At 74.8% G+C, this 21546-nt stretch carries 22 protein-coding genes; 11 read left to right on the forward strand and 11 right to left on the reverse strand.

All coding sequences use genetic code 11. The features are described from left to right. Positions 1-35 precede the first annotated feature (35 nt). Positions 36-1976, forward strand: a complete 1941-nt coding sequence (locus tag AB0B02_RS21215) for a glycosyltransferase family 39 protein (protein WP_357302701.1) — start codon at positions 36-38, stop codon at positions 1974-1976. A 16-nt stretch (positions 1977-1992) separates the two neighbouring features. Here the strand turns inward: AB0B02_RS21215 and AB0B02_RS21220 are convergent, their stop codons facing one another. Next, a complete protein-coding gene (locus AB0B02_RS21220; RefSeq protein ID WP_281937760.1) occupies positions 1993-3555 on the reverse strand; it encodes a PAS domain-containing sensor histidine kinase in 1563 nt (520 codons plus the stop codon). Between the two features lie 24 nt (positions 3556-3579). Further along, positions 3580-4608 carry an SIS domain-containing protein gene (locus tag AB0B02_RS21225; protein ID WP_281938589.1) on the reverse strand — a complete coding sequence of 343 codons (1029 nt, stop codon included), beginning with the start codon at positions 4606-4608 and terminating at the stop codon, positions 3580-3582. Positions 4609-4795: 187 nt separating this feature from the next. Between AB0B02_RS21225 and AB0B02_RS21230 the strand changes: the two genes are divergently transcribed. Beyond that, the gene (locus tag AB0B02_RS21230; protein WP_357302704.1) at positions 4796-6409 is read left to right on the forward strand and encodes a tetratricopeptide repeat protein; all 1614 of its coding nucleotides are present in this window, start codon (positions 4796-4798) and stop codon (positions 6407-6409) included. Between the two features lie 44 nt (positions 6410-6453). Here the strand turns inward: AB0B02_RS21230 and AB0B02_RS21235 are convergent, their stop codons facing one another. Beyond that, the gene (locus AB0B02_RS21235; protein WP_357302707.1) at positions 6454-8043 is read right to left on the reverse strand and encodes an MDR family MFS transporter; all 1590 of its coding nucleotides are present in this window, start codon (positions 8041-8043) and stop codon (positions 6454-6456) included. 119 nt (positions 8044-8162) lie between these two features. Here AB0B02_RS21235 and AB0B02_RS21240 point away from each other — a divergent pair, with 119 nt between their 5' ends. Beyond that, positions 8163-8732 carry a helix-turn-helix domain-containing protein gene (locus AB0B02_RS21240; protein ID WP_357302710.1) on the forward strand — a complete coding sequence of 190 codons (570 nt, stop codon included), beginning with the start codon at positions 8163-8165 and terminating at the stop codon, positions 8730-8732. 15 nt (positions 8733-8747) lie between these two features. Here the strand turns inward: AB0B02_RS21240 and AB0B02_RS21245 are convergent, their stop codons facing one another. Continuing rightward, the gene (locus AB0B02_RS21245; RefSeq protein ID WP_357302713.1) at positions 8748-9287 is read right to left on the reverse strand and encodes a GNAT family N-acetyltransferase; all 540 of its coding nucleotides are present in this window, start codon (positions 9285-9287) and stop codon (positions 8748-8750) included. After that, on the reverse strand, positions 9284-9499 hold the full coding sequence (locus AB0B02_RS21250) for a biotin/lipoyl-binding carrier protein (RefSeq protein ID WP_091068708.1): 216 nt from the start codon (positions 9497-9499) through the stop codon (positions 9284-9286). The genes AB0B02_RS21245 and AB0B02_RS21250 overlap by 4 nt, the downstream gene beginning before the upstream one ends. A gap of 152 nt (positions 9500-9651) precedes the next feature. Between AB0B02_RS21250 and AB0B02_RS21255 the strand changes: the two genes are divergently transcribed. Continuing rightward, entirely contained in the window at positions 9652-9801 is a 150-nt protein-coding gene (locus AB0B02_RS21255; protein ID WP_281937770.1) for a hypothetical protein, read from the forward strand. A 113-nt stretch (positions 9802-9914) separates the two neighbouring features. Here the strand turns inward: AB0B02_RS21255 and rsrA are convergent, their stop codons facing one another. The 5 genes from rsrA to AB0B02_RS21280 form a co-directional block, all read right to left on the reverse strand. After that, positions 9915-10202 (reverse strand): mycothiol system anti-sigma-R factor, encoded by a 288-nt coding sequence (gene rsrA, locus AB0B02_RS21260; protein ID WP_107161067.1) that lies wholly within the window; start codon positions 10200-10202, stop codon positions 9915-9917. 2 nt (positions 10203-10204) lie between these two features. Next, complete coding sequence (locus AB0B02_RS21265) at positions 10205-11011, reverse strand: sigma-70 family RNA polymerase sigma factor (RefSeq protein WP_281937771.1); 807 nt, start codon at positions 11009-11011, stop codon at positions 10205-10207. 344 nt (positions 11012-11355) lie between these two features. Then, positions 11356-11970, reverse strand: coding sequence for an alpha/beta family hydrolase (locus tag AB0B02_RS21270; RefSeq protein ID WP_281937773.1), 615 nt, complete (start codon positions 11968-11970; stop codon positions 11356-11358). A 136-nt stretch (positions 11971-12106) separates the two neighbouring features. Next, complete coding sequence (locus AB0B02_RS21275) at positions 12107-12499, reverse strand: WhiB family transcriptional regulator (RefSeq protein ID WP_107161005.1); 393 nt, start codon at positions 12497-12499, stop codon at positions 12107-12109. Between the two features lie 211 nt (positions 12500-12710). Next, entirely contained in the window at positions 12711-13418 is a 708-nt protein-coding gene (locus tag AB0B02_RS21280; RefSeq protein ID WP_357302720.1) for an SOS response-associated peptidase, read from the reverse strand. Between the two features lie 102 nt (positions 13419-13520). Between AB0B02_RS21280 and aroA the strand changes: the two genes are divergently transcribed. From aroA to AB0B02_RS21300, 4 genes are all read left to right on the forward strand, one after another. Then, complete coding sequence (gene aroA, locus AB0B02_RS21285; protein WP_281937777.1) at positions 13521-14822, forward strand: 3-phosphoshikimate 1-carboxyvinyltransferase; 1302 nt, start codon at positions 13521-13523, stop codon at positions 14820-14822. A 204-nt stretch (positions 14823-15026) separates the two neighbouring features. Next, positions 15027-15926: a ribosome small subunit-dependent GTPase A gene (gene rsgA, locus AB0B02_RS21290; protein WP_281938591.1), complete on the forward strand. Its 900-nt coding sequence runs from the start codon at positions 15027-15029 to the stop codon at positions 15924-15926. Positions 15927-15986: 60 nt separating this feature from the next. Further along, positions 15987-16805, forward strand: coding sequence for a histidinol-phosphatase (gene hisN, locus AB0B02_RS21295; protein WP_357302724.1), 819 nt, complete (start codon positions 15987-15989; stop codon positions 16803-16805). Positions 16806-16865: 60 nt separating this feature from the next. Then, positions 16866-17819: a hypothetical protein gene (locus AB0B02_RS21300; RefSeq protein ID WP_357302842.1), complete on the forward strand. Its 954-nt coding sequence runs from the start codon at positions 16866-16868 to the stop codon at positions 17817-17819. Here the strand turns inward: AB0B02_RS21300 and AB0B02_RS21305 are convergent. Then, positions 17720-18970 (reverse strand): glycosyltransferase, encoded by a 1251-nt coding sequence (locus AB0B02_RS21305; protein WP_357302727.1) that lies wholly within the window; start codon positions 18968-18970, stop codon positions 17720-17722. The two genes, AB0B02_RS21300 and AB0B02_RS21305, sit on opposite strands and share 100 nt — an antisense overlap. Positions 18971-19162: 192 nt before the next feature. Here AB0B02_RS21305 and AB0B02_RS21310 point away from each other — a divergent pair, with 192 nt between their 5' ends. The 3 genes from AB0B02_RS21310 (at position 19163) to AB0B02_RS21320 (ending at position 21545) form a co-directional block, all read left to right on the forward strand. Further along, positions 19163-20164, forward strand: a complete 1002-nt coding sequence (locus tag AB0B02_RS21310) for an SDR family oxidoreductase (protein ID WP_357302730.1) — start codon at positions 19163-19165, stop codon at positions 20162-20164. Next, a complete protein-coding gene (locus AB0B02_RS21315) occupies positions 20161-20892 on the forward strand; it encodes an ATP-binding protein (RefSeq protein ID WP_357302733.1) in 732 nt (243 codons plus the stop codon). The genes AB0B02_RS21310 and AB0B02_RS21315 overlap by 4 nt, the downstream gene beginning before the upstream one ends. An 80-nt stretch (positions 20893-20972) precedes the next feature. Beyond that, positions 20973-21545: a DUF5709 domain-containing protein gene (locus AB0B02_RS21320; RefSeq protein WP_281937787.1), complete on the forward strand. Its 573-nt coding sequence runs from the start codon at positions 20973-20975 to the stop codon at positions 21543-21545. Position 21546 lies beyond the last annotated feature (1 nt).

Genomic DNA, 21546 nt, shown 5'->3' on the forward strand with positions numbered 1-21546 from the left:
CGGCGGGGGCGGGCGGGCGTGTGACGCTGCGGAGTGTGAGCGCGTTCACCGAACCCGCGCCGGGCCGGACCCGGCCCGGTTGGCCGGTGTGGGCGGTCCCCGGGCCGGTCACACTGGCGATCACGCTGGTCGGGCTCGGGCACGCGCAGCCCTGGCGGGACGAGTTGGCCACCTGGAGCGCCGCCACCCGCCCGCTGCCGGACCTGGCCCGGCTGACCCGCACCATCGACGCCGCCACCGGGCCGTACTACCTGCTGATGCACGGGTGGACCGCGCTGGCCGGCACCTCCCCCGCGGCGCTGCGGCTGCCCTCCGCGCTCGCCATGGCGGCCACCGCCGCGCTGACCGCCCGGCTCGGCGCGCGTCTCGCCGGCGACCGGGCCGGGCTCCTGGCCGGCCTGCTGTTCGCCGTCCTGCCGGCCACCTCGCGCTACGGCCAGGAGGCCCGCCCGTACGCGCTCGCCACGCTGCTCGCCGTGCTCGCCACGCTGCTGCTGGTCGACGCGTTGTGCCGGCCGTCCCGGCGGCGCTGGGCCGGGTACGCGGTCGCGGTCGCCGCCCTCGGCCTGCTCCACCTGATCGCGCTCACCCTGCTCGCCGCGCATGCCGTGGCGGTGCTGCTGACCGCCGCCCGCGGCCCGACCGCCGCCGGCCTCGGCCCGCCCCCACAGTCCCGCCGCGAGATCCTCGACGCGCCCCCGCCCAGCCGCGGACACCCACGGCGTTCCACCCACGCCGGAGATCGACCGTGGGTGGAACCCCATGGGTGTCACGGCGCTCCCCAGACACCCATGGCGTTCCACCCACCGGCGACATCGACCGTGAGTGGAACGCGATGGGTGTCGCGGCAGCCGGTGAGCGGCGAGCACGAAGCGCCACCCGGTGCGCCCGGGGTGGAACCGTGGCAGGTGGCCGGCGCGGTGCCGGTGCGCACCGGGTGCGCACCGGCACCGCGCCAGCGGGTGTTCGCATGGTGGCTGCTCGCGCTGGTCCCGGCCGTCGTGCTGGTCGCGCCGCTGGCGCTGGCGGCCCGCGGTCAACGCGGCCGGCAGCTCGACTGGGTGGACCCGGCCCGCCTGCCGGACCTGGTGTCGCTGCCGGGCGGGCTGGCGCAGAGCGGCGTGGTGGGTGGGTTCCTGCTGGGACTCGCCGCCCTCGGGGTGGTCCGGCTCGGTCGGCGGGCGCTGTTGCCCGGGGCGGCGGCGCTGCTGCCGGTGCTGCTGCTCTTCACCGCCGGCACGCTGGTCCCGCTCTGGGTGACCCGCTACCTGCTCTTCATCGTGCCGTTCGGCTGCCTGCTGGCCGGGGCCGCACTGGCCGCGGCGACGCCGGCCGGCAGCCGACCAGCCGTGGCGGGGCCACTCGGATCAGCGCCGCCCGAAACAGCACCACCGCGAGCAGCGCTGGCCGAGACAGGGCAGCCCGGGGCAGCACCGCCCGAAACAGCGCCGGGCGGAACAAGGTCGGGCGGAACGAGGCCGGGCGGAGCAGCCCCGGCTAAGACCGGGCTCGGGGCGGCGCTGGCCGTGATCGTCCTGGCCGGGCTGCTCGGGCTGCCCGATCAGGCGGCGTTGCGGCGTACCCACGAGTGGCCCCGCAGCGCCCCGGTCGACTACGCGGGCGCGGCCGGGATCGTCGCCGCCGGTGCGCGGCCGGGCGACGCGATCGTGTACTCCCCCCGGGACGGCTGGCTCTTCCCGGATCTGGGCCTGGCGTACCACCTGGGGTCGCGGCTGCCCCGCGACGTGCTGGTGGTCCGCGACCAGCGGGCGGACGCGAGCCTCTGGGCCACCGAGTGCGGCGACCCGGCGCGCTGCCTGGCCGGCGTGGACCGGGTCTGGCTGGTGGTCACCGGCCGTCGGGCGGACCCGCTGGCGGCGGTGCCCGGCGCGAAGGGCGAGGCGTTGCGGGACGGCTTCACGGTCCGCCAGGTCTGGCCCCGTCCGGGGCTCACGGTGGCGTTGCTCGCCCGGTGAGGCGGTCGCGCGGGCGTCAGGGCGGCCCCGCCCGGCCGGTGAGACGATCGGTGGTGCCGCGCGCCAGCGGGACGACGAGCACCGCCTCGGTGCCACCGGCGGGGCCGTTGCGCAGCTCGATGGTGCCGCGCAGCTCGCCGGTGACCAGCGCCCGGACGATCTGGAGCCCCAGGTTGCCGCCGCGCTCGGCGTCGAACTGCTCGGGCAGGCCGCGACCGTTGTCGGTGACCGAGACGTGAAGCTGCTTGCGGTGCCGGTGCACCGAGACCACCACCTCGGGTCGCGGCGCGTCCGCCGGGGCGGGGGCGACCTCCTCGTCGGCCGGCGGGAAGCCGTGTTCCACGGCGTTGAGGAGCAGCTCGTTGAGCACCATCACCAGCGAGGTGGCGATCTCGGCGGGCAGGACGCCGAAGCTGCCCCTGCGACGCATGCCCACGGTCACCTCGGTGGCGGCCACCTCGGTCGCGGCGCTGGCCACCCGGTCCACGATGCCGTCGAACTCGACCGCCTCGTCGCTGGACATGGAGAGCGTCTCGTGCACCAGCGCGATCGAGGCGACCCGGCGTACCGATTCCTCCAGCGCGACGCGGGCCTCCGGCATGGCGACCCGGCGGGCCTGGAGGCGCAGCAACGCGGCGACTGTCTGGAGGTTGTTCTTCACCCGGTGGTGGATCTCCCGGATGGTGGCGTCCTTGGTGATCAGGGCGCGGTCGCGGCGGCGTACCTCGGTGATGTCGCGGACCAGCACCAGCGCGCCGATCGGCACACCGGCGGGCATCAGCGGCAGCGCCCGGGTGAGCATGGTGGCGCCCCGGGCGTCGATCTCGCGCCGGGGCGGGGCCTCGCCGCGCAGCGCGGCGAGCACCGCGTTGCCGGCGTCGGTGCCCTCCAGGGGGTCGCCGGCGAGGCGGCGGTGCAGCTTGGCCAGGTCCTCCCCGACCAGGTGGGAGGCGAAGCCCAACCGGCGGTACGCGGACTGCGCGTTCGGACTGGCGTAGGTGACCTTGCCGTTGGCGTCGAGCCGCACCAGCCCGTCGCCGACCCGAGGCGCCGAGGTGGTCTCGCCCGGGTGCCGGGGCGGCGGGAACGTGCCGTCGGCGATCATCTGGGCCAGGTCGTCGGCGGTGGTCAGGTAGTTGAGTTCGAGCTGGCTCGGGGTCCGCGCGGTGGAGAGGTTGGTGTCCCGCCCGACCACGGCGACCACCTCGCCGCTCTCCCCGTCGCCGGTGCGCAGTCGCACCGGGATGGCCTCGTGCCGGGCCGGCACGTCGCCGTACCAGACCGGGTCGCCCTCCCGCCAGATCCGGCCCTGCCGGTGGGCCACCTCCAGGTGCGCCACCTCGGGCCCGCCGACGATGCGGCCGACCTGGTCGTCGAGGTAGGCGGTCGGGGCGGTGGTGGGGCGGACCTGGGCCACGCAGAGGAAGGTGCCGTCGCCGTCCACCGGCACCCAGAGCAGCAGGTCGGCGAAGGAGAGGTCGGACAGCAACTGCCAGTCGCCGGCGATCCGGTGGAGGTGGTCGATGTCGGCCGGCCGGAGCGTGGTGTGCTCCTCGGCGAGGTCACGGAGGGTGGACACGCCCCACAGCGTGCCACGCCCGGCTCACATCGTGGTCGTGACCTTCTTCAACCCGCGCGGCGCGTCCGGGTCCTCGCCGCGGGTCAGCGCCAGCGCCAGCGCGAGCCGTTGCAGCGGCAGGATGTCGAGCAGCGGCGCGTACCGCTCGTCGACCTCCGGGACCGCCATCCGGGTCTCCCCGACGTCGGCGGAGCCGACCACCACCACGTCGGCCCGGCGTTCGCCGAGCCGGGGCAGCACCTCCCGCATCGACGTGCCGCCGGGGCCGGAGCCGACCACGGCGAGCACCGGCACGTCCGGGTCGGTCATGGCGAGCGGGCCGTGCAGCAGGTCGGCGCCGGAGAAGGCGAGCGCCGGCAGGTACGACGTCTCCATCAGTTTGAGCGCCGCCTCCCGGGCGGTCGGGTACGCGTAGCCCCGGCCGGTGGTGACGAGCTGGGCGGCGAACCGGTAGCGCGGGGCGAGCCGGGCCGGGGTGTCGTCGGCGAGCGTGCGCGCGGCCAGCTCGGGCAGGCGGGCCAGCGCGGCCCGCTCGTCGGCGGGCAGCACGCCGTCGCCGGCGCGTACGCCCTCGACGAGCATGAGCAGCGCGAGCAGCTCGGCGGTGTAGGTCTTGGTGGCGGCGACCGCCCGCTCGTGGCCGGCGGCCACGTCGACGCTCAGCTCGGCGGTCTCCACCAGCGGCGAGTCGGGGTTGTTGGTGACGGCCAGGGTGAGCGCGCCGGAGGCGCGGGCCACCCGGAGCACCTCGGCTAGGTCGGGCGAGCCGCCGCTCTGGCTGACGCCGACGACGAGCGCGTCGGACAGGTCGGGGCGGGCGCCGAAGACGGTGATCGCGCTGGGCGAGGCGAGCCCGGCGGGCAGGCCGAGGCGGATCTCGGTGAGGTACGCCGCGTAGAGCGCCGCGTGGTCGGAGGTGCCCCGGGCGGTGAAGACCACGTGCCGGGGTCGTCGCTGCGCGACGGCCGCCGCGACCCGGGCGATGGCGTCCGCGTGCTCGGCGGTGAGCAGACGCTCGTAGCCGGCCGGCTGCTCGTCGATGTCGGCGGCCATGCCGGCCCCTGGACGTGTCACCCCGCACCCCCTTCTGCGCGGTTGCCGCGCGTTCGGTGCTCAGTCTTGCACGTTTGCGCCGCAACCAGCAAAGCAACGAGCAGTAGTGCGCAGTGGATCACCATCCGTCGGCAAGATCCCCTAGGCTTGCCCGGCTGACCGACCGACCCGCTGGCGAGAGGACGACGTGCCCGAGGACGACGCCGCGCTCTCCGCGGAGGAGGAACTCGCGCTGGCCCGGCTGGCGCTGGGCGAGGGCGACCTCCGGCACGCCGCCGACCACGTGGCCGCCGCGCTGGTGCGCTCCCCCACGCTGCCCGAGGCGCACGAGACGCTCGCCCGACTCGCCGCGGCCAGCGGCGGCGACCTGGATCTCTTCCCGCTCGGCCAGCACGCCTTCGTCGGCGCCGTGGTGGCCCGGGCGCACCTGCTCGCCGCCGCCGGCCGCCCCGCCGAGGGGCTCGACCTGCTGGCCGCCGCCACCGGCTACGCGCCCGGCGCGCCGTGGGCCGCCGTGCCCTGGGTGACCGCCGCCGACCTGCCGGAACGGCTCAACCCGGAGCGCGCCGCCCGGATCCTCATGCAGGTCTGCGCCGCCGCGCCCGACCCGGTCCCGCGTCGGCTGCGCGAGCCGCTCCAGCCGTACCTCACGCTGGCCCGCAACGCGATCACCGTGCATCCGGACCACCCACTGCTGCTGGGTGCGGCGTCCGCGCTGGCCCGGCGGCTCGGCGAGGTCGCCCTCGCGGTCGCCTGGGCCACCCGGGGGGTACGCGCGGAGCCCACCAAACTCGGCGAGGTGTGGCTCGGGTACGCGTACCGCAGCGCCGGCCGGACCGCCGACGCGCTGGCCGCGCTGGAACGTGCGGTCGCGCTCGACCCGGACGACCTGGCGGTCTACGCCGACATCGCCGGCACCCTGGCCGACCACGGCCGGCTCGACGCGGCGCTGGGCTGGGTCGACCGGGCGCTGGCCAAGGACCCGACGTTCGACTGCGCCGTGCACACGGCGTACCGGCTACGTTTCCTGCGCGACGGGAACGTGGACCACCTGGTGGCGCTCGCCGACTTCGTCCGCGACCACCCGGACGACACGCACGAGCACGGCGACCTCGCCGAGTGCTGCCGTGGACGGCCCTGGCTCGGCCAGGTGACCCCGGCCACCGCCGACCGGCCGCCCGCGCCGGACGACGCCACGCGCCCGTCGGCCGACGCGGTGCTGCGGCTCCAGCAGGTGGCGCACCCGGCGTGGCCGCATCCCCCGGCCGCGTACGACGCCGCCGTCGGGCTGGCCACACTGGACCTGACCGACCTGCTCGGCCTGCTGGCGTACCCGCCGGACGCGCCGCCGACCGCGCTGGGCCGGGTGCTCGGCGGTCAGGACCCGGCGCTCTGGGCCCGGTGCGCGCAGGTCTGGGCGTGTCTCGGCCTGCTGCACCACCGCACCGACGAGCCGTGGGCGGAGTCGACCCGCCGCCGGGTGCTGCGGGACCTGGCCGGGGGCGAGCCGGGTGCGGTGGCCGAGGCGGCGCTGTTCGCCCTGATCACCGCCGCCTGGGTGGACCCCGCCGTACGCGCCGACGTGGCCGCGCTGGTGGCCGGGCGGCTCGCCGGGGTGGCGGCCGGTCGGATCCGCCGCACCCCCGCGGCGGTGTCGCTGGCGCATCTGGCGCGGGCCACCCCGGCCCTCGACGCGCCCGCCCGCGCGACGGCCGACGCGCTGGTCGCCGCCGCCGACGCCGGCCCGCTGCGCCGGCTGTGGCGACGCGTCACCGGCCTGTTCCGCCACGGGTGGCGTTAGGAGGGGCCCCGGCACATCGCCAGGCGTTAACCGGGGCCCTCTCCTTACACCGGGGCCTTGCCGAGGGCGATCTCGGCCTCGGCCTCGGGAGTCGTGCCGGCGGGCGGGGCGTCGTTCGTCGCGCGCAGCGGCACCTCCTTGATGAACCAGGCGAGCACCGGGACCGCCACGGTGATGAAGACGGCCCAGAGGAACACGTGCGAGATGGCGTCGGAGAGCGCGCCGAGCACCAGTTCCCGGGCCGGGCCGGTGAGCTTCTTCAGCGCCTCCAGGTTCATCGCACCGCCCTCACCGCCGCCGTTGCCGGCGAAGGCCGGGCCGGCGGCCGAGTCGGCCAGCCGGTTGGCGAAGACGGCGCCGAAGAGCGAGACGCCGAACGAGCCGCCGATGGACCGGAAGAACGTGGCCGCGCCGCTCGCCGCGCCCAGGTCCTTCTGCTCGACGCTGTTCTGGGCGATCAGCATCGACGTCTGCATCAGGAAACCCATGCCGACGCCGAGCACGACCATGTAGAGCGAGGACTGGGTCTTGCTGGTGTCCAGGTCGAGCAGGCTGAGCAGTCCCATGCCGACGGCCATCACCACGCCGCCGACGATCGGGAAGGCGCGGTAGCGGCCGGTCTTCGTGATCATGCGGCCGACCACCAGCGAGACCACCAGCATGCCGAACATCAGCGGGAGCAGCAGCAGGCCGCTGTTGGTGGCCGAGGCGCCCTGCACGGTCTGCTGGTAGAGCGGCAGGAAGTTCATCGCGCCGAACATGGCGAAGCCGAGCAGGAAGCCGATCACCGAGATGAGCGCGAAGTTGCGGTTGGCGAACAGGCCCAGCGGCAGGATCGGCTCGGGCACCCGCCGTTCCACGAGCGCGAACGCGACAAGTGCGACCACCGCCAGCGCGGCCAGCCCGAGGATCTGCGGCGAGGCCCAGTCGTACTCGTTGCCGCCCCAGGTGGTGACCAGCACGATCGCGGTGATGCCGACGGAGAGCAGCGCCGCGCCCAGCCAGTCGATCTTGTGCTCGGTGCGGTACTTCGGCAGGTGCATGGTGGTCGCGAGCAGCAGCAGCGCCACGCCGCCCAGCGGCAGGTTGACGTAGAACGCCCAGCGCCAGGAGAGGTGGTCGGTGATGAAGCCGCCGACCAGCGGGCCGGCCACCATGGCGATGGCCATGATGCCGGCGATCATGCCCTGGTAGCGGCCCCGCTCACGCGGCGGGACCAGGTCCCCGATGATCGCCATGACGCCTACCATCAGGCCGCCCGCGCCGAGGCCCTGGACCGCCCGGAACGCGATCAGCTCCATCATCCCGCTGTCGGTGCCGCCGAAGACGCCGGAGCCGGACATGCCGCACAGCGCGGAGCCGATCAGGAAGACGACCACCGCGGTGAGGAAGACCGCCTTGCGGCCGTAGAGGTCACCGAGCTTGCCCCAGATCGGGGTGGAGACCGTGGTGCCCAGCACGTACGCGGTGACCACCCAGGTGAAGTGGTCCGCGCCGCCGAACTCGAACACGATGCGCGGCAGCGCGGTGCTGACGATCATGTTGTCGAGCATCGCGAGCATCATCGCGATCATCAGGCCGAACAGGACGACGCGGACATTGGGTCTCGCGATGTCCGGGGCTGGTTGACTCATCGGTAGGCTCCCCCGCAGATCGGTGGTCGACTTACTTGCCGCCCGGCTAGTTAACTTACTAGCCGCACGGTAAGCTGACGACGGGACGAACGTCAAGCGGATAGGAAGGTGTCGGTCGGGTGAGCGAGAGCACAGGCGGCACGCGGCAACGGATCCAGGCCGTCGCGCTGGAGCTCTTCACCGAGCAGGGTTACGAGAAGACCTCGCTGCGGGAGATCGCCGAGCGGCTCAACGTGACCAAGGCCGCGCTCTACTACCACTTCAAGAGCAAGGACGAGATCGTCACCAGCTTCGTCGACGACCGGCTGCGCCGGATGGACGAGCTGATCGCCTGGGCCGCGGAACAGCCCGCCACGCTGGCGACCCGGCGCGCGCTCATCGCCCAGTACGCCGACGCCATGTTCGCCGGCGAACTGCCCAAGGTGATGCGGTTCTTCGAACAGAACCAGACCGTGCTCAAGAGCCTCGCCGCCGGTCAGCAGATGCGTGACCGGATGATGCGGCTGGCCGGCGAGCTGAGCCGCGGCGACGACTCGCCGGCCGCCCAGCTACGCGCCGCGCTCACCCTGTTCGCGGTGCACAGCAGCTGGTTCGCGGTGCGCGCACCGGGCGTCACCGACGAGGAACGCAAGAAGATCGCCCTCGAGGTGGCCGAGGAACTGCTCGCAAAGATCGGCGACAAGGGCTGACGCTCCGCCCCGCGGTCAGGGCGCGTCGGTGAGGGCGCGGCGGTCGGCGGGGGTGGTCAGCACTCGGCGCAGGCCGAGCAGCTCGATCCCGGGCTGCGGGGCCCAGTCCTTCTCCGGCGCGCGGACGAACCCGAACCGGTCGTAGAGGCGCCACGCGGTCGCCGCCATGCCGGCGCGTACGCAGATCACCACCGCCGAGCAGCCCAGTCCGGCGGCGCGCGCCACGCACGCCTCGACAAGCGCCACGCCGGCGCCCCGGCCCTGCGCGGCCGGATCCACGGCGAGCATCCGGAACTCCGCCTCACCGGGCCCGGCGAGTTCCGCGTACGGGGTGCCGGGCAGCACGAACGTCACCGCGCCGAGCACCGCGCCGGTGCCGCCGTCCACGGCCACCAGCACCTCACCGGTCGCCGCCCGGCCGGCCACGTCGGCGAGCACCGGCGCGTACCCGGTCTCGCCCTTGAGCTGGCCGTCCGCCTCGTACGCGGCCACCGTCAGGCGGGCCACCGCCGGGAAGTCCGCCGGCTCGGCGCGGCGGACGAGCGGGCGGGTCAACCGATCACCGCGATCAGGTCGCCGTCCTGCACCACGTCGCCCTCGTTGACCGCCAACTGCTGCACCACGCCGTCGGACTCGGCCACCACCGGGATCTCCATCTTCATCGACTCCAGGATCACCAGCGTGTCGCCCTCGGACACGGTGTCCCCGGCCGACGCGACGACCTTCCAGACGTTCGCCACCATCTCGGCGCGGATCTCCTCGGCCATCTTCCGGCCCTCCCTCTCCCCGACAGTCCTGCGAACGGTCATCCAATCATGACGCCGGTCACGTCGAATCTCGGACCACCGGCGCTCCGACTCGCCCCACCCCGTCCCGGGCGCGGTCGGCGGCACTAGCATCGTCCGGGTCGGCACCCGGGGTGACCCGGGGACCGTACGCGACCTCCGCCGCGCTCGCCCGCGGCCGGACCGTGACCAGCACTAGGAGGCAGAGCATGGCGAAGAAGGCCCGGAAGAAGAAGGCCCGGAAGAAGAGCAGCGCCAACCACGGCAAGCGTCCCAACTCCTGATCACCCGATCAGCGCGAGGGCCGCATCGGCCCTGAACCGGTCCGTGGGCCGGACACACCGGTGGCCCGGGTCCGTGCGGACCCGGGCCACCGGCGTGTGGTCGGTCGTGCTCGTCAGTCGGCCAGCTCGCGGGACTCGGTGGTCTCGAAGACCACCAGCTCGGTCAGCCGCAGCCGCAGTCGCTCGCGCAGCTTCTCCGGCGCGGCCTCGTTGCCGCAGCAGCGGGCGACAAGCGCCTTGACCTCCTGCTCGATGCCGTACTCGCGCAGGCACGGCCCGCACTCCTCGAGGTGGTGCCGGATCAGCGTCCGGCGCTCCTCGGCGCACTCCAGGTCGAGGTAGAGGTAGACCTCGGCGAGCACCTCGTGGCAGTCCGTCTCGTGCGGTTGTCCACAGCTCACGGTCACACCTCCCGGCTGGCGGCAGCGGTCGAACCCTTCGACGGCGACGCACTGAATCCGCGCTCCGCCGCGTATCGCTCGAGCAGCTTCCGCAAATTGCGTCGGCCACGGTGCAGGCGGGACATCACGGTGCCGATCGGCGTGCCCATGATGTCGGCGACCTCCTTGTAGGAGAAGCCCTCGACGTCGGTCAGGTAGACCGCCAGGCGGAACTCCTCCGGCAACTGCTGGAGGGCCTCCTTGACGTCGCTGTCCGGCAGCCGGTCGAGCGCCTCGGTCTCGGCCGAGCGCAGACCGCTGGACGTGTGCGACTCCGCCTCGGCGAGCTGCCAGTCCGTGATCTCGTCGGTCGGCGCCTGCACGGGCTGGCGCTGCCGCTTCCGGTAGGAGTTGATGTAGGTGTTGGTCAGGATCCGGTACAACCAGGCCTTCAGGTTCGTGCCCTGCTCGAACTGGTGGAAGGCGGCGTACGCCTTCAGGTACGTCTCCTGGACCAGGTCCTCGGCATCCGCCGGGTTGCGGGTCATCCGCAGCCCGGCAGCGTAGAGCTGGTCGACGAAGGGCATCGCGTCCCGCTCGAAGCGGGCCCTCCGCTCGTCCGTCTTCTCGGTGGTCAACCGCACATCCCCTCGCCTCGGATGCTTTCCCGCCGAGGATACGCGTACCCGCCTGGCGGCAGATTCACTTCCCGAGTGTGTGCCGGTGCTCACGGCCGACACCGACGCGGGCCACTCCGGCGCGTCGAGCAGCCGCCTGAGCTGCTGTTCGTCCCGTTCGTCCCGCTTCCGGCTCCGTGTCTCGATCGGCACCGGTCACCCCCCTCACGCTGGCGATGTCTTCCAAAGGGCTCAACGCGACCCACCGCCCCCGACATTCCGCCGCCGTCCCGCCGCCACCCCGACGCTGCGGTGATCATGAAGTTGACCTGCCGATTCGTCCGTTGCGCGCACGCCAACTCCGGGATCGACGCGACGGAGCAGGGGGCCGGGACAGGGGGTGGGGGCTCGCCGTTCCTGGTCCCAGCTTCGGCCGCGACCGGGAGCTGGGACCAGGAAGGGCCTGGGAGGTGGCCCCGGGGCCGCCCGAGTCGGGCGGCCGGCGCCACCCGGTGCAACGATCACCGCCGGGCCGGGTCACGCGCCACGGCCGGCGCTCAGGACAGCCAACCCCGGGCGGTGAGCCAGTCCCGGACCACGGCAGCCGTGCCGGCCGGGTCGATCCGCAGGTCGTGCCGCTCCCTCGGCCGGATCACCACCTCGACCCCGGGCCCGGGACCGGGTACGCCGAACGGATCCCGGTCGCCGTTGACCACCAGCGTGGGCAGGCCGGTGCCCAGCTCGGCGGCCCGCGACCGGTCCGGCCGGCCGGGCGGGTGCAACGGGAACGCCAACGCCACCACGCCCACCGCCCCGACGGCGCGGGCGGTCCGGCAGGCCACCCGGGCGCCACTGGAACGACCACCCACCGCCCAGCGGCCGGCTTCCGGCAGTCGCCGGCGCAGCTCGGTCAGCACGGCGGTCCACGCCTCGTCGAGGTGCCCGGCCGGCGCCGGCGCGCGCCGGCCGGCGACCCGGTACGGCTGGGTGACCAGGACCACTCCCGCTCCGGCGGCACGGACCGCGTCGCGGACCGCCACCAGATCGGGCGCGTCGACGTCGCCGCCCGCGCCGTGCCCCAGCACCAGCACGGTGCCGCCGGCCGTGACCGGCGGGTCGAGCCGGATCCGGGCCGGCCCTCGGGGCGTGTCGATCTCGTCGTCGTGCGGCACCGGCCCATTCTGCGCACACCGGTCCGCCCGGCGAGAGCCCGACGGGCGAGACGCCGACACGGAAGCATGTCGCCGGGCGCCGCACACGTGCCGTCGCCCGCGCTCCGGAGGACCGGACCGCGGGCGACGGTCGACATCAGCTCAACGGCACCAGCGTGAGCAGGCGGTCCCGGACCGGCGGCCCGGGTTCGTCGGCCGCGTCCGGATCCGGCTGCACCTCGCTGCGCCAGGCGACCAGCATGGCTCGTCGCTCACGCGGCGTGGTGCCGCCCCAGACGCCGTGGCAGTCGCCCACCTCCAACGCCCAGGCCAGGCAGGAGCCCTGGACGTCGCAGGTGCGACAGAGCGCGACTGCCGCATCGGCTGGTTCGTTCGGAGCCGGAAAGAACGTCTCCGGATCGACGCTCTGGCAGGTGCCCCTGGTGCGCCACGCCTCGTCCTGTCGTCGCTCGCGCAAGGCCCGCAGCAGTCGCGGATCACGCCGCGCGGCGGCCACCTCGTGCGGGCGTGGCATGCGTGCCCGTGTCAATACACCCACCTCCCCCGTGGGACCGGCGAAGATCTTTCAGAGATCGATGGTTGTCATTCGCCCCGTGCGAACAGACACCCATCACCGGCGCTGTGTTCTATCGCATTCGGACACGCGGGGACAAGACTCTTCGGTAAACATGACTAAACGGCCGGGCGACGTTTCAGGCGCAACCCCGGCAAATCAGCACGCGACAATGTGCTGGGCGTGGTCAGAACAGCGTCGGCTCGGCGCCCGCCTCCGCACCCTCCGGAACGACCCGGGCGATCAGCTCGGGACCGTCGTTGCGGACGTCGCCGACCGCCGGGGAGACCGGACGGATCTCCAACCCGGCGAGTTGCCCGGCGTCGGGCGGGACGAGCAACGCGGCCGGCTCGTCGGTCGGGCCGAGCCAGGCCGCCCAGCGCTCCCGGGGCAGCAGCAGCGGCATCCGGTCGTGCACCTCGGCCAGCTCGCCGAGCGCCGCGGTGGTCAGCACGCTGAACGTGAGCCGGGCCGAACCGGCCGACTCCCACACCGACCAGATGCCGGCGAGGGCCAGCACCGAGCCGTCCCGCGGGGTCATGAAGTAGGGCTGCCGGCCGCCGTCGGGACGGCGGACCCACTCGTACCACCCGTCGGCCGGCACCAGGCAGCGGCGGCGGGCGAACGACGGCGCGTACGCCCGGCTGGTGGCGATCGTCTCGGCCCGCGCATTGATCATGCGGGCGGCGCCGGACGCGCTGCGGGACCAGGACGGGAGCAGACCCCACCGGCCCAGCGAGAGCAGCCGGTGCCCCTCCGGCGCGAGCCGGACCAGCGGCGCCCGATCGGTCGGGGCGACGTTGTAGTCGGGCCCGACCTCGCCGGTCGAGTCGACGGACTCGAACAGCGCGCTCAGGTCGCCCGCGCTCCGGGTCGTCGCGTACCTCCCGCACATGGCGCCCACGCTAGCCCCACCCGGCCGTTCCGGCTGTCCCGCCCAACGGGAGCGGGCCCGCGGGCCGATCCCACCGGGCCGCCGGCTTGGCAGAATGTGAGCGTGGGGAATCTGACCGCTACGCGTCCGCCGCAGCCGTGGACCGCGCCGACCGCGAGTGACCCGGTCGCCGCGACGCTGCGCCTGCCCGGCTCCAAGTCGATGACCGCCCGGGCGTTGGTGCTCGCGGCGCTGGCCAGCGGGCCGTCGACGCTCGACCGGCCGCTGCGCGCCCGGGACACCGAACTGATGGCCGGCGGCCTGCGCGCGCTGGGCGCCCACATGTCGGTCTCCGACGACGACCGCTGGCTGGTCCGGCCGCACCAGCCGGTCGGTCCGGCGCACGTCGACGTCGGCCTGGCCGGCACCGTGATGCGCTTCCTGCCCCCGGTGGCCGGGCTGGCCGCCGGGCGGGTCACGTTCGACGGCGACCCGCACGCCCGCACCCGCCCGCTCGGGCCGCTGATCGGCGCGCTGCGTGCGCTCGGCGTCCGCGTCGACACCCCGCCGACCGGCAGCCTGCCGCTCGTCGTCCTGGGCGCCGGCCGGGTGACCGGTGGCGAGGTGGTCATCGACGCCTCCGCGTCCAGTCAGCTGGTCTCCGGGCTGCTGCTGGCCGCGCCCCGCTTCGACCGGGGCGTGGTGGTCCGGCACCAGGGCCCGCCGGTGCCGTCCGCGCCACACGTGCGGATGACCGTGCAGATGCTGCGGGCCGCCGGGGCCGCCGTGGACGACACCACCCCCGACGTCTGGGTGGTCGAGCCGGGCCCGCTCACCGGGCGCGGCTGGGAGATCGAGCCGGATCTCTCCGGCGCCGCGCCGTTCTTCGCCGCTGCGCTGGTCACCGGCGGCGAGGTCACCCTCCAGGGCTGGCCGCGCAGCAGCCTCCAACCGGTCGAGCGGCTGCGCGCGCTGCTGCAGCGGATGGGCGCCGAGGTGACGCTGGGCACCGGCGGGCTGACCGTGCGGGGCACCGGCACGGTGCGCGGGCTGGACGCCGACCTCTCCGACGTCGGCGAGCTGACCCCGGTGCTGACCGCGCTCACCCTGCTGGCCGACGGCCCGTCCCGGCTGACCGGGATCAGCCACATCCGGGGCCACGAGACCGACCGGGTCACCGCCCTGGCGACGGAGTTCACCGGGCTCGGCGCCGACATCACCGAGACCCGCGACGGGCTGGAGATCCGGCCCCGGCCGCTGCGCGGCGGGACCTTCCGGACGTACGCCGACCACCGGATGGCGCACGCCGCGGCGGTGGCCGGGCTGGCCGTCCCCGGCATCGAGGTCGACGACGTGACGTGCACCTCGAAGACCATGCCGGAGTTCCCGGCACTATGGTCGGGGATGGTGACCGGCAAGAACTGACGGTGGGGGGACGCCCTGGCGACCAAGCGGCGGGAGTACGACGAGGACGACGTGCGGGTGCGCCCCGGCCGGTCGTCCCGCCCGCGCACCCGCACCCGGCCCCGGCACGCCGACGCGGTCGACGGGTTCGTGATCGCGGTCGACCGGGGGCGCTACACCTGCGTCCGGCCGGACGCCGGCCCGGACGACCCGGTCGTCACCGCCATGCGCGCCCGCGAACTGGGCCGCAAGTCGGTGGTGGTGGGCGACCGGGTGGGGCTGGTCGGTGACGTCACCGGCGCGCCCGGCGCGCTGGCCCGCATCGTGCGCATCGCCGAACGCACCTCGGTGCTGCGGCGTACCGCCGACGACGACGAGTCCACCGCCGAGGGGCGGCTGGAGCGGGTGGTGGTGGCGAACGCCGACCAGCTCGTGATCGTCAGCGCGCTGGCCGACCCGCCGCCGCGCACCGGGTTCATCGACCGCTGCCTGGTCGCCGCGTACGACGCCGGCATCGAGCCGTTGCTCTGCCTCACCAAGGCCGACCTGGCCGGCCCGGAGGCGGTGCTCGGCTACTACACCGAGCTGGAGCTGCCGTACGTGCTGATCCGCCCCGGCGCCGACCTGGCCGACCTGCGCGCGCTGCTCGCCGGCCGCGTCTCGGTCCTGGTGGGGCACTCCGGGGTGGGCAAGTCGACGCTCGTCAACCGCCTCGTCCCGGAGGCGGAACGGGCGGTCGGCACGGTCAGCGCGATCGGCCGGGGCCGGCACACCTCGACCAGCGCGGTGGCGCTGCGCCTGCCCCCACCGCCCGACCCGGGCGCCGGCGGCGACCCGGGCTGGATCGTCGACACCCCCGGCGTCCGCAGCTTCGGGCTGGCGCACGTGTCCGCGGAGAGCCTGCTGCACGGCTTCGCCGACCTGGTCGAGGCGACCGTCGACTGCCCGGCCAACTGCCCGCACGGCGCCGACGAGGCGGACTGCGCACTGGACGCCTGGGTGGCCGCCGGCAAGGCGGACCCGCGCCGGCTCGCCTCGTACCGGCGGCTGCTGGCCTCGCGGCTCGGCGAGGGTGACGTGCGGGAGCCCGAGCGCAACCCGGGCGATCCGCTCGCCGGGTCCTGACCGGCGGGCCGGCGGCCACCCGCCGGCACCGGCCACGCGTGCCGCACTACCGTGTCGACCATGACCGGGTACGCCGACGACCTCGCCCTCGCCCACCTGCTCGCGGACGCCGCGGACGCCGTCTCCGCGGCCCGGTTCCGCGCGCTCGACCTGCGGGTGGAGTCGAAGCCCGACCTGACCCCGGTCTCCGACGCGGACACCGCCGTGGAGCGGGAGATCCGGGCCCTGCTGGCCGCCCACCGACCCGCCGACGGCCTGCTCGGCGAGGAGTACGGCGAGCAGCCCGCCGCCGGCCCGGACGGGCGGCGTTGGGTGGTCGACCCGATCGACGGGACGAAGAACTTCGTCCGGGGGGTGCCGGTCTGGGCCACGCTGATCGCGCTGCTGGAGCACGACCGGCCGGTGCTCGGTCTGGTCTCCGCGCCGGCGCTCGGCCGGCGCTGGTGGGGCGCGCTCGGCGCCGGCGCGTTCGCCGGTACCGGCCCGGCGGAGGCCACCCCGATCCGGGTCTCCGGCGTCACGGCGCTGGCCGACGCGAGCGTCTGCTACTCGTCGCTGACCGGTTGGGAACAGGCCGGGCGGCTGGACGCGATGCTGCAACTCATGCGGGACACCTGGCGCAGCCGGGCGTACGGCGACTTCTACGGCTACATGTTGTTGGCCGAGGGGGCACTGGACGTGATGGTGGAGCCGGAGCTGTCGCTGTGGGACGTCGCCGCGTTGGTGCCGATCGTCACCGAGGCCGGCGGCCGGTTCACCGACCTGGCCGGGCGCCCCGCGCCGGCCGGCGCGGGCTCGGCCGACCTCAGCGCCGTGGCCAGCAACGGCCCACTGCACGACGACATCCTGGACCGGCTCGGCCGGCCAGCCGAGCGCTGACCGGGCCTGAGCCTCTATCCTCGCCAGGTGGTCTCCTCCGGTTGGTGCTTCCTCGCGGCGATGATCGTCGCGTACGGTTTCGCCAACCTGCTCCAGTCGGTGGCCGCCGCGCGGACCACCGTGCACCACACCTTCGACCCGGGGCTGCTGCTGCGGCTGGCCAGCCACCGAACGTACCTGATCGGCTTGACCTGCCAGATCATCGGTTTCGTGCTGGCCTTCCTGGCCCGCCGGGACCTGCCGCTGTTCCTGGTCCAGGCCAGTGTGGCGGCCGGGCTGGGGGTGACCGCGGTGCTCGGCGTGCTGGTGCTCAAGTGGCGCCTGCCGGCCGCCGAGGTCGGGCTGCTGGTGCTGCTGTTCGGCGGGATCACCGCGCTGGTGCTGTCGGCCGAGCCGGCGCCGTCCCGGCAGCTCGGCACCGCCGGGCTGGTCGGCCTGGTGGCGGCGCTCGGCGCGATCGCGGCGGCCGGCTTCTTCGCCGCCCGGCTGCACGGCGCGCCCGGGTCGGTGGTGCTCGGGTCACTGGCCGGGATGGCGTTCTCCGCCGCCGCGGTGGCGGCCCGCCCGCTGGCCTCCGCCGACTCGACCGAGGCGTTCGTCCGTGATCCGCTGCTCTACCTGCTGATCGCCCACTCGCTGGTCGGCCAGCTCCTGCTCGGTCTGGCCATGCAGCGCGGTTCGACCACCGCGGCGGTGGCCGCGATGGACGCGGCCGGCGCGGTGCCCGCGGCGATCATCGGGGTGCTGCTGCTCGGCGACAAGATCTGGCCCGGCCGGGAGTGGCTGGCCGGGCTCGGCTTCCTGGTCACGTTGGCCGCCGTGGTCGGCCTGACCCGGTACGCCCAGCCGCAGCACCACCACCCGGCCGTCCGGGACCGGGGGCCGGCGATGATCGGTGCCGGGGTGGTGCCGGCTCAGGCCGCCTCGACCGGCCCACGTTCGGCGACCACCTCGACCGGCGGCGTCGGCTCCACCGGGGTGGCCGGTCGGCGACGCCCGATCACCCGCTCGTAGAGCCGCTCCAGCGCCGCCGCGGTCCGCTCCCAGGTGTAGCTGCACCGCACCCGGTCCACCGCGGCGTGCCCGTACGCGAACCGCCCGGCGTTGTCGGTGAGCACCCGACGCAGGGTGACCCCGAGCGTGCGGATGTCGCCCGGCGGCACCAGCTTGCCGGTCACCTCGTCGACCACCGCGTCGGCGATGCCGCCCATGGCGTAGCCGACCACCGGCACGCCGCAGGCCATCGCCTCCAGCGACACCCGCCCGGCGGACGAGTAGTGCGGCGTGCAGGCCACCACGTCCGCGGAGCGGTACCAGGTGGCCATCTGGTCGTGCGGGACGGCGCCGACCAGGTGGATCCGCTCCGCCACGCCGGCCCGCTCGGCCAGTTGGCGTAGCCGGCGTGCCTCCGCGTGCCCGGCCAGCCGCTCGGCCGGCGGCCCACCGGCGATCACCAGCTCCGCGTCGCCGACCAGCCGCATCGCCCGGATCAGGTCGTCCTGGCCGTGGCCGGGGGTGAGCCCGCCGACGGAGAGGATCCGGGGCCGCTGGTCCCGGGGCGCGGCCTCACCGTCCGGGTGGAAGTACCGGGTGTCCACGCCGGTCGGCACCATCGCCACCGAGGTGCGTTGCAGGCCCATCCGGGTCAGCTCGTCGACCTCGTCGTTGCACTGGGCGACCGCCACGTCCACGGCCCGGGTCAGCGCCCGTTCCAGCGGGATCCGCTGGCCCGGCCCGGCGTAGCCCCGGCCGAGGTGGCGGAGCTGCTCGACGCCGAGCGAGTGGAAGGTCTGCACGACCGGGATGTCGGTCGCGCGGACCGCGTGGGCGGCGGCCAGGCCACCCACCCAGTAGTGCCCGTGCACCACCTCGGGCGTCCAGTCGCCGGACCACTCGCCGGCCAGCCAGCGGCCGAACTCGGCCACGTACGGCACCAGCTCGACGGTGGGCAGCGGATCGGGCGGGCCGACCGGGACGCGTTCCAGGCGGTAGCCGTCCAGCTCGGCCAGGGCCGGTTGGGCGGCGGCGTCGCGGCGTTCGTACACGCGGACCTCATGGCCTCGGGCGGCGAGTTCCGCCGCCACGCGCGCAATGTGCTCCTGAGTCCCGACGGTGGGACCGTCGGTGGACGAGCCGGCGTGCGCACAGACAAGGCCGACGCGCATGGTGCACCTCCATGCGTTCTAGCTGGCGGGATCTCCCGTTCAGAGCGTCCCATTAACCCGGGCCCGGTGCCCGCAAACCTGGCAGATCGGCACCGCGAGCCGGCGTCGCGTGGACGGGACACCGGTTCCGACCGAACCTGATCAGCGCGTTCCGGTCGGCATGACCGGCCGGCTGCGGGGTACCGCTCGGGAATGCCGCTGACCCGCAGTCTCGCCGAAGCCACCGTCGTCCTCACCGGTGCCTCCAGCGGGATCGGCGCGGCCACCGCCTACGCGCTGGCCGGGCGGGGCGCCGCCGTGGTGCTGGCGGCTCGCTCCGAGGACGCGTTGCGGCGCGTCGCCGCGCACTGCCGGGAGCTGGGCGGGCGGGCGCTCGTGGTGCCCACCGACGTGACGGACGCGGAGGCGGTGGAACGGCTGGCCGCCCGCGCGGTGGCCGAGTTCGGCCGGATCGACGCCTGGATCAACAACGCGGCCGTCGGCACGGTGGGGCTGTTCGACGAGATCCCGGTGGCCGAGTTCCGCCGGGTGGTCGACGTGAACCTGCTCGGCACCGTGCACGGGACGCGCGCCGCGCTGCCCCACCTCGCCGCGGCCGGCGGCGGGGTGCTGGTGAACAACGCGTCGGTGCTGGCCGAGGTGGCCATGCCGTACCAGTCCGCGTACAACGCCACCAAGCACGCGATCCGGGGGCTGACCGACACGGTGCGGCAGGAGCTGCGGGTGACCGGGCGAGGGCACATCTCGCTCTGCACGGTGCTGCCGGCCACCATCGACACGCCGTTCTTCCGGCACGCGGCCAACCACACCCGGCGGGAGCTGACGCCGCCGCCGCCGGTCTACCCGCCGGAGCTGGTGGCCGAGACCGTGGTCCGGTTACTCCGGCGGCCACGACGCGAGGCGTACGCGGGCGGCGCGGCGCGGTTGATGGGCCTCCAGTGGCGGCTCGCCCCGGCGTTGGCCGAGCGCGCGCTCGGCTGGTACACCGCGCGCACCCAGTTCGGCCCCGGCGTACGCCAGGACGCCGACGGCAACGTCTTCACGCCCGACGCGACGGGGGCCCGGACCGACGGCTGGTCCGGCCGGCGCGGGCAACTGCTGCGGCTGACGGCAGCCTTCGGGCTGGCCGCCGCCGGCACCGCGGTCGGCACCGTCGCGGCGATCAGCCGCCGGTCCCGGACGGAACGATCATGAGTCCCGTCGACCGGACCGATGCGCGTACGGCGACCGGCGTGCACAATGGGACGATCATGCCGACGGACGCGCGTTGCCTGGTGGAGCCCGACGAGTCCTCCGCGACGGTCAGGCTGACCGGCGTGCTCGACCGGGCCGGCGCCGAGGCCGTGCGCGGCGCGCTGCTCGCCCGGTGCTGGCAGCGACCGGGCCCGGTGCGCGTCGACCTGTCCGGGGTCCGCATCCCCGACCCGGGGGTCCGCGACGTGCTCGACGGGGTCCGCGCCGAGGTCGCCGACTGGCCGGCCGCCGAGTTGCTGCTCGATCCGGCCGGGCCGCCGAGCCCCGAGCCGCCCGAGCTGCTCGACGCCGACCTGCCGCCGGTGGCCGAGTCCGCCCGACAGGCCCGGGCGCTGGTCACCGACGGGTGTGTCAGGTGGGGCCTGCCGGAGCTGGTGGAGCCCGCCTGCATCGCGGTCACCGAGATGGTCAACAACGTGGTCGCGCACGCCGCGACGCCGATGACGCTCCGGCTGGCGGCGCGCGGCGGCGCGCTGCACGTGGCCGTCCGCGACCACTCCGCCGGGCGTCCCGCGTTCGCCGGGTCGGCCCCGGTCGACTCCGTCGGCGGCCGGGGGCTGCTGCTCATCGACACGGTGGCCCGCCGTTGGGGCAGCACCGCGCTGCCCGACGGCAAGGTGGTGTGGTGCGTGCTGTACGCCGAGGACGAGGCCGCCTTCCGCAACTGAGGCACGGTTTCGCCCTGTTGCTCCCGATCCACCCACCTGGTCGCGGTTAATACGGCAAGGGCAGTGGGTAGTTCACCCGCATGCGCGACGACGAGTACCCCACCCCCGTTTCCGATCCCGAGGCGGAGGGCCTGCCCGACACCGCCGACGACGACTCGACCGCCAACGACGACGTGCTGACCGGGCGCGAGGCGGACGGCCCGGAGCCGGCCCAGATCCCCGGCGACCGCACGCCGGTCGCCGTGGACCGGTTCGGCACCACGGCCGAGGAGCAGCTCGACGGCGAGTCGCTGGACTACAAGCTCGACCGCGAGCAGTACGAGCGTCCCGCCGACGACCCGCTCGCCGGCCCGGTCGACCCGGCCATCGCGGCCGAGGCGGACAGCGAGGAGGCCGCCGCGCAGGCCCAGCTCGACGCGGACGTGATCGACCCGGGCCCGGTCTCCGACCCGCACTCCCCGGTCTCGGTCTACGACCACGGCCAGCTCGGCACCGTGGCCGACCACGAGGTGGGCCGGCTGGTCGAGCCGGACGAGGGTGCGCACACCGACCAGGAGACCGACAACGTCGCCTACGACGCCGGCGCGGCCGGCGGCGGGGCGAGCGCGGAGGAGCTGGCGGTGCACGAGACGCAGCCGCCGCCCGCGCACTGAG

Source organism: Micromonospora sp. NPDC049240 (assembly GCF_040647835.1).
GTDB lineage: Bacteria > Actinomycetota > Actinomycetes > Mycobacteriales > Micromonosporaceae > Micromonospora.

Excerpts from the sequence above, each read along its gene's own strand:
- hisN (WP_357302724.1), top strand. The coding sequence starts at position 15,987 with ATGACCGGGTACGCCGACGACCTCGCCCTCGCCCACCTGCTCGCGGAC.
- AB0B02_RS21225 (WP_281938589.1), bottom strand. The coding sequence starts at position 4,608 with ATGGCCGCCGACATCGACGAGCAGCCGGCCGGCTACGAGCGTCTGCTC.
- rsgA (WP_281938591.1), top strand. The coding sequence starts at position 15,027 with ATGCGCGCCCGCGAACTGGGCCGCAAGTCGGTGGTGGTGGGCGACCGG.
- AB0B02_RS21300 (WP_357302842.1), top strand. The coding sequence starts at position 16,866 with ATGATCGTCGCGTACGGTTTCGCCAACCTGCTCCAGTCGGTGGCCGCC.
- AB0B02_RS21305 (WP_357302727.1), bottom strand. The coding sequence starts at position 18,970 with ATGCGCGTCGGCCTTGTCTGTGCGCACGCCGGCTCGTCCACCGACGGT.
- AB0B02_RS21310 (WP_357302730.1), top strand. The coding sequence starts at position 19,163 with ATGCCGCTGACCCGCAGTCTCGCCGAAGCCACCGTCGTCCTCACCGGT.
- AB0B02_RS21315 (WP_357302733.1), top strand. The coding sequence starts at position 20,161 with ATGAGTCCCGTCGACCGGACCGATGCGCGTACGGCGACCGGCGTGCAC.
- AB0B02_RS21250 (WP_091068708.1), bottom strand. The coding sequence starts at position 9,499 with ATGGCCGAGGAGATCCGCGCCGAGATGGTGGCGAACGTCTGGAAGGTC.
- AB0B02_RS21235 (WP_357302707.1), bottom strand. The coding sequence starts at position 8,043 with ATGAGTCAACCAGCCCCGGACATCGCGAGACCCAATGTCCGCGTCGTC.
- AB0B02_RS21280 (WP_357302720.1), bottom strand. The coding sequence starts at position 13,418 with ATGTGCGGGAGGTACGCGACGACCCGGAGCGCGGGCGACCTGAGCGCG.
- AB0B02_RS21320 (WP_281937787.1), top strand. The coding sequence starts at position 20,973 with ATGCGCGACGACGAGTACCCCACCCCCGTTTCCGATCCCGAGGCGGAG.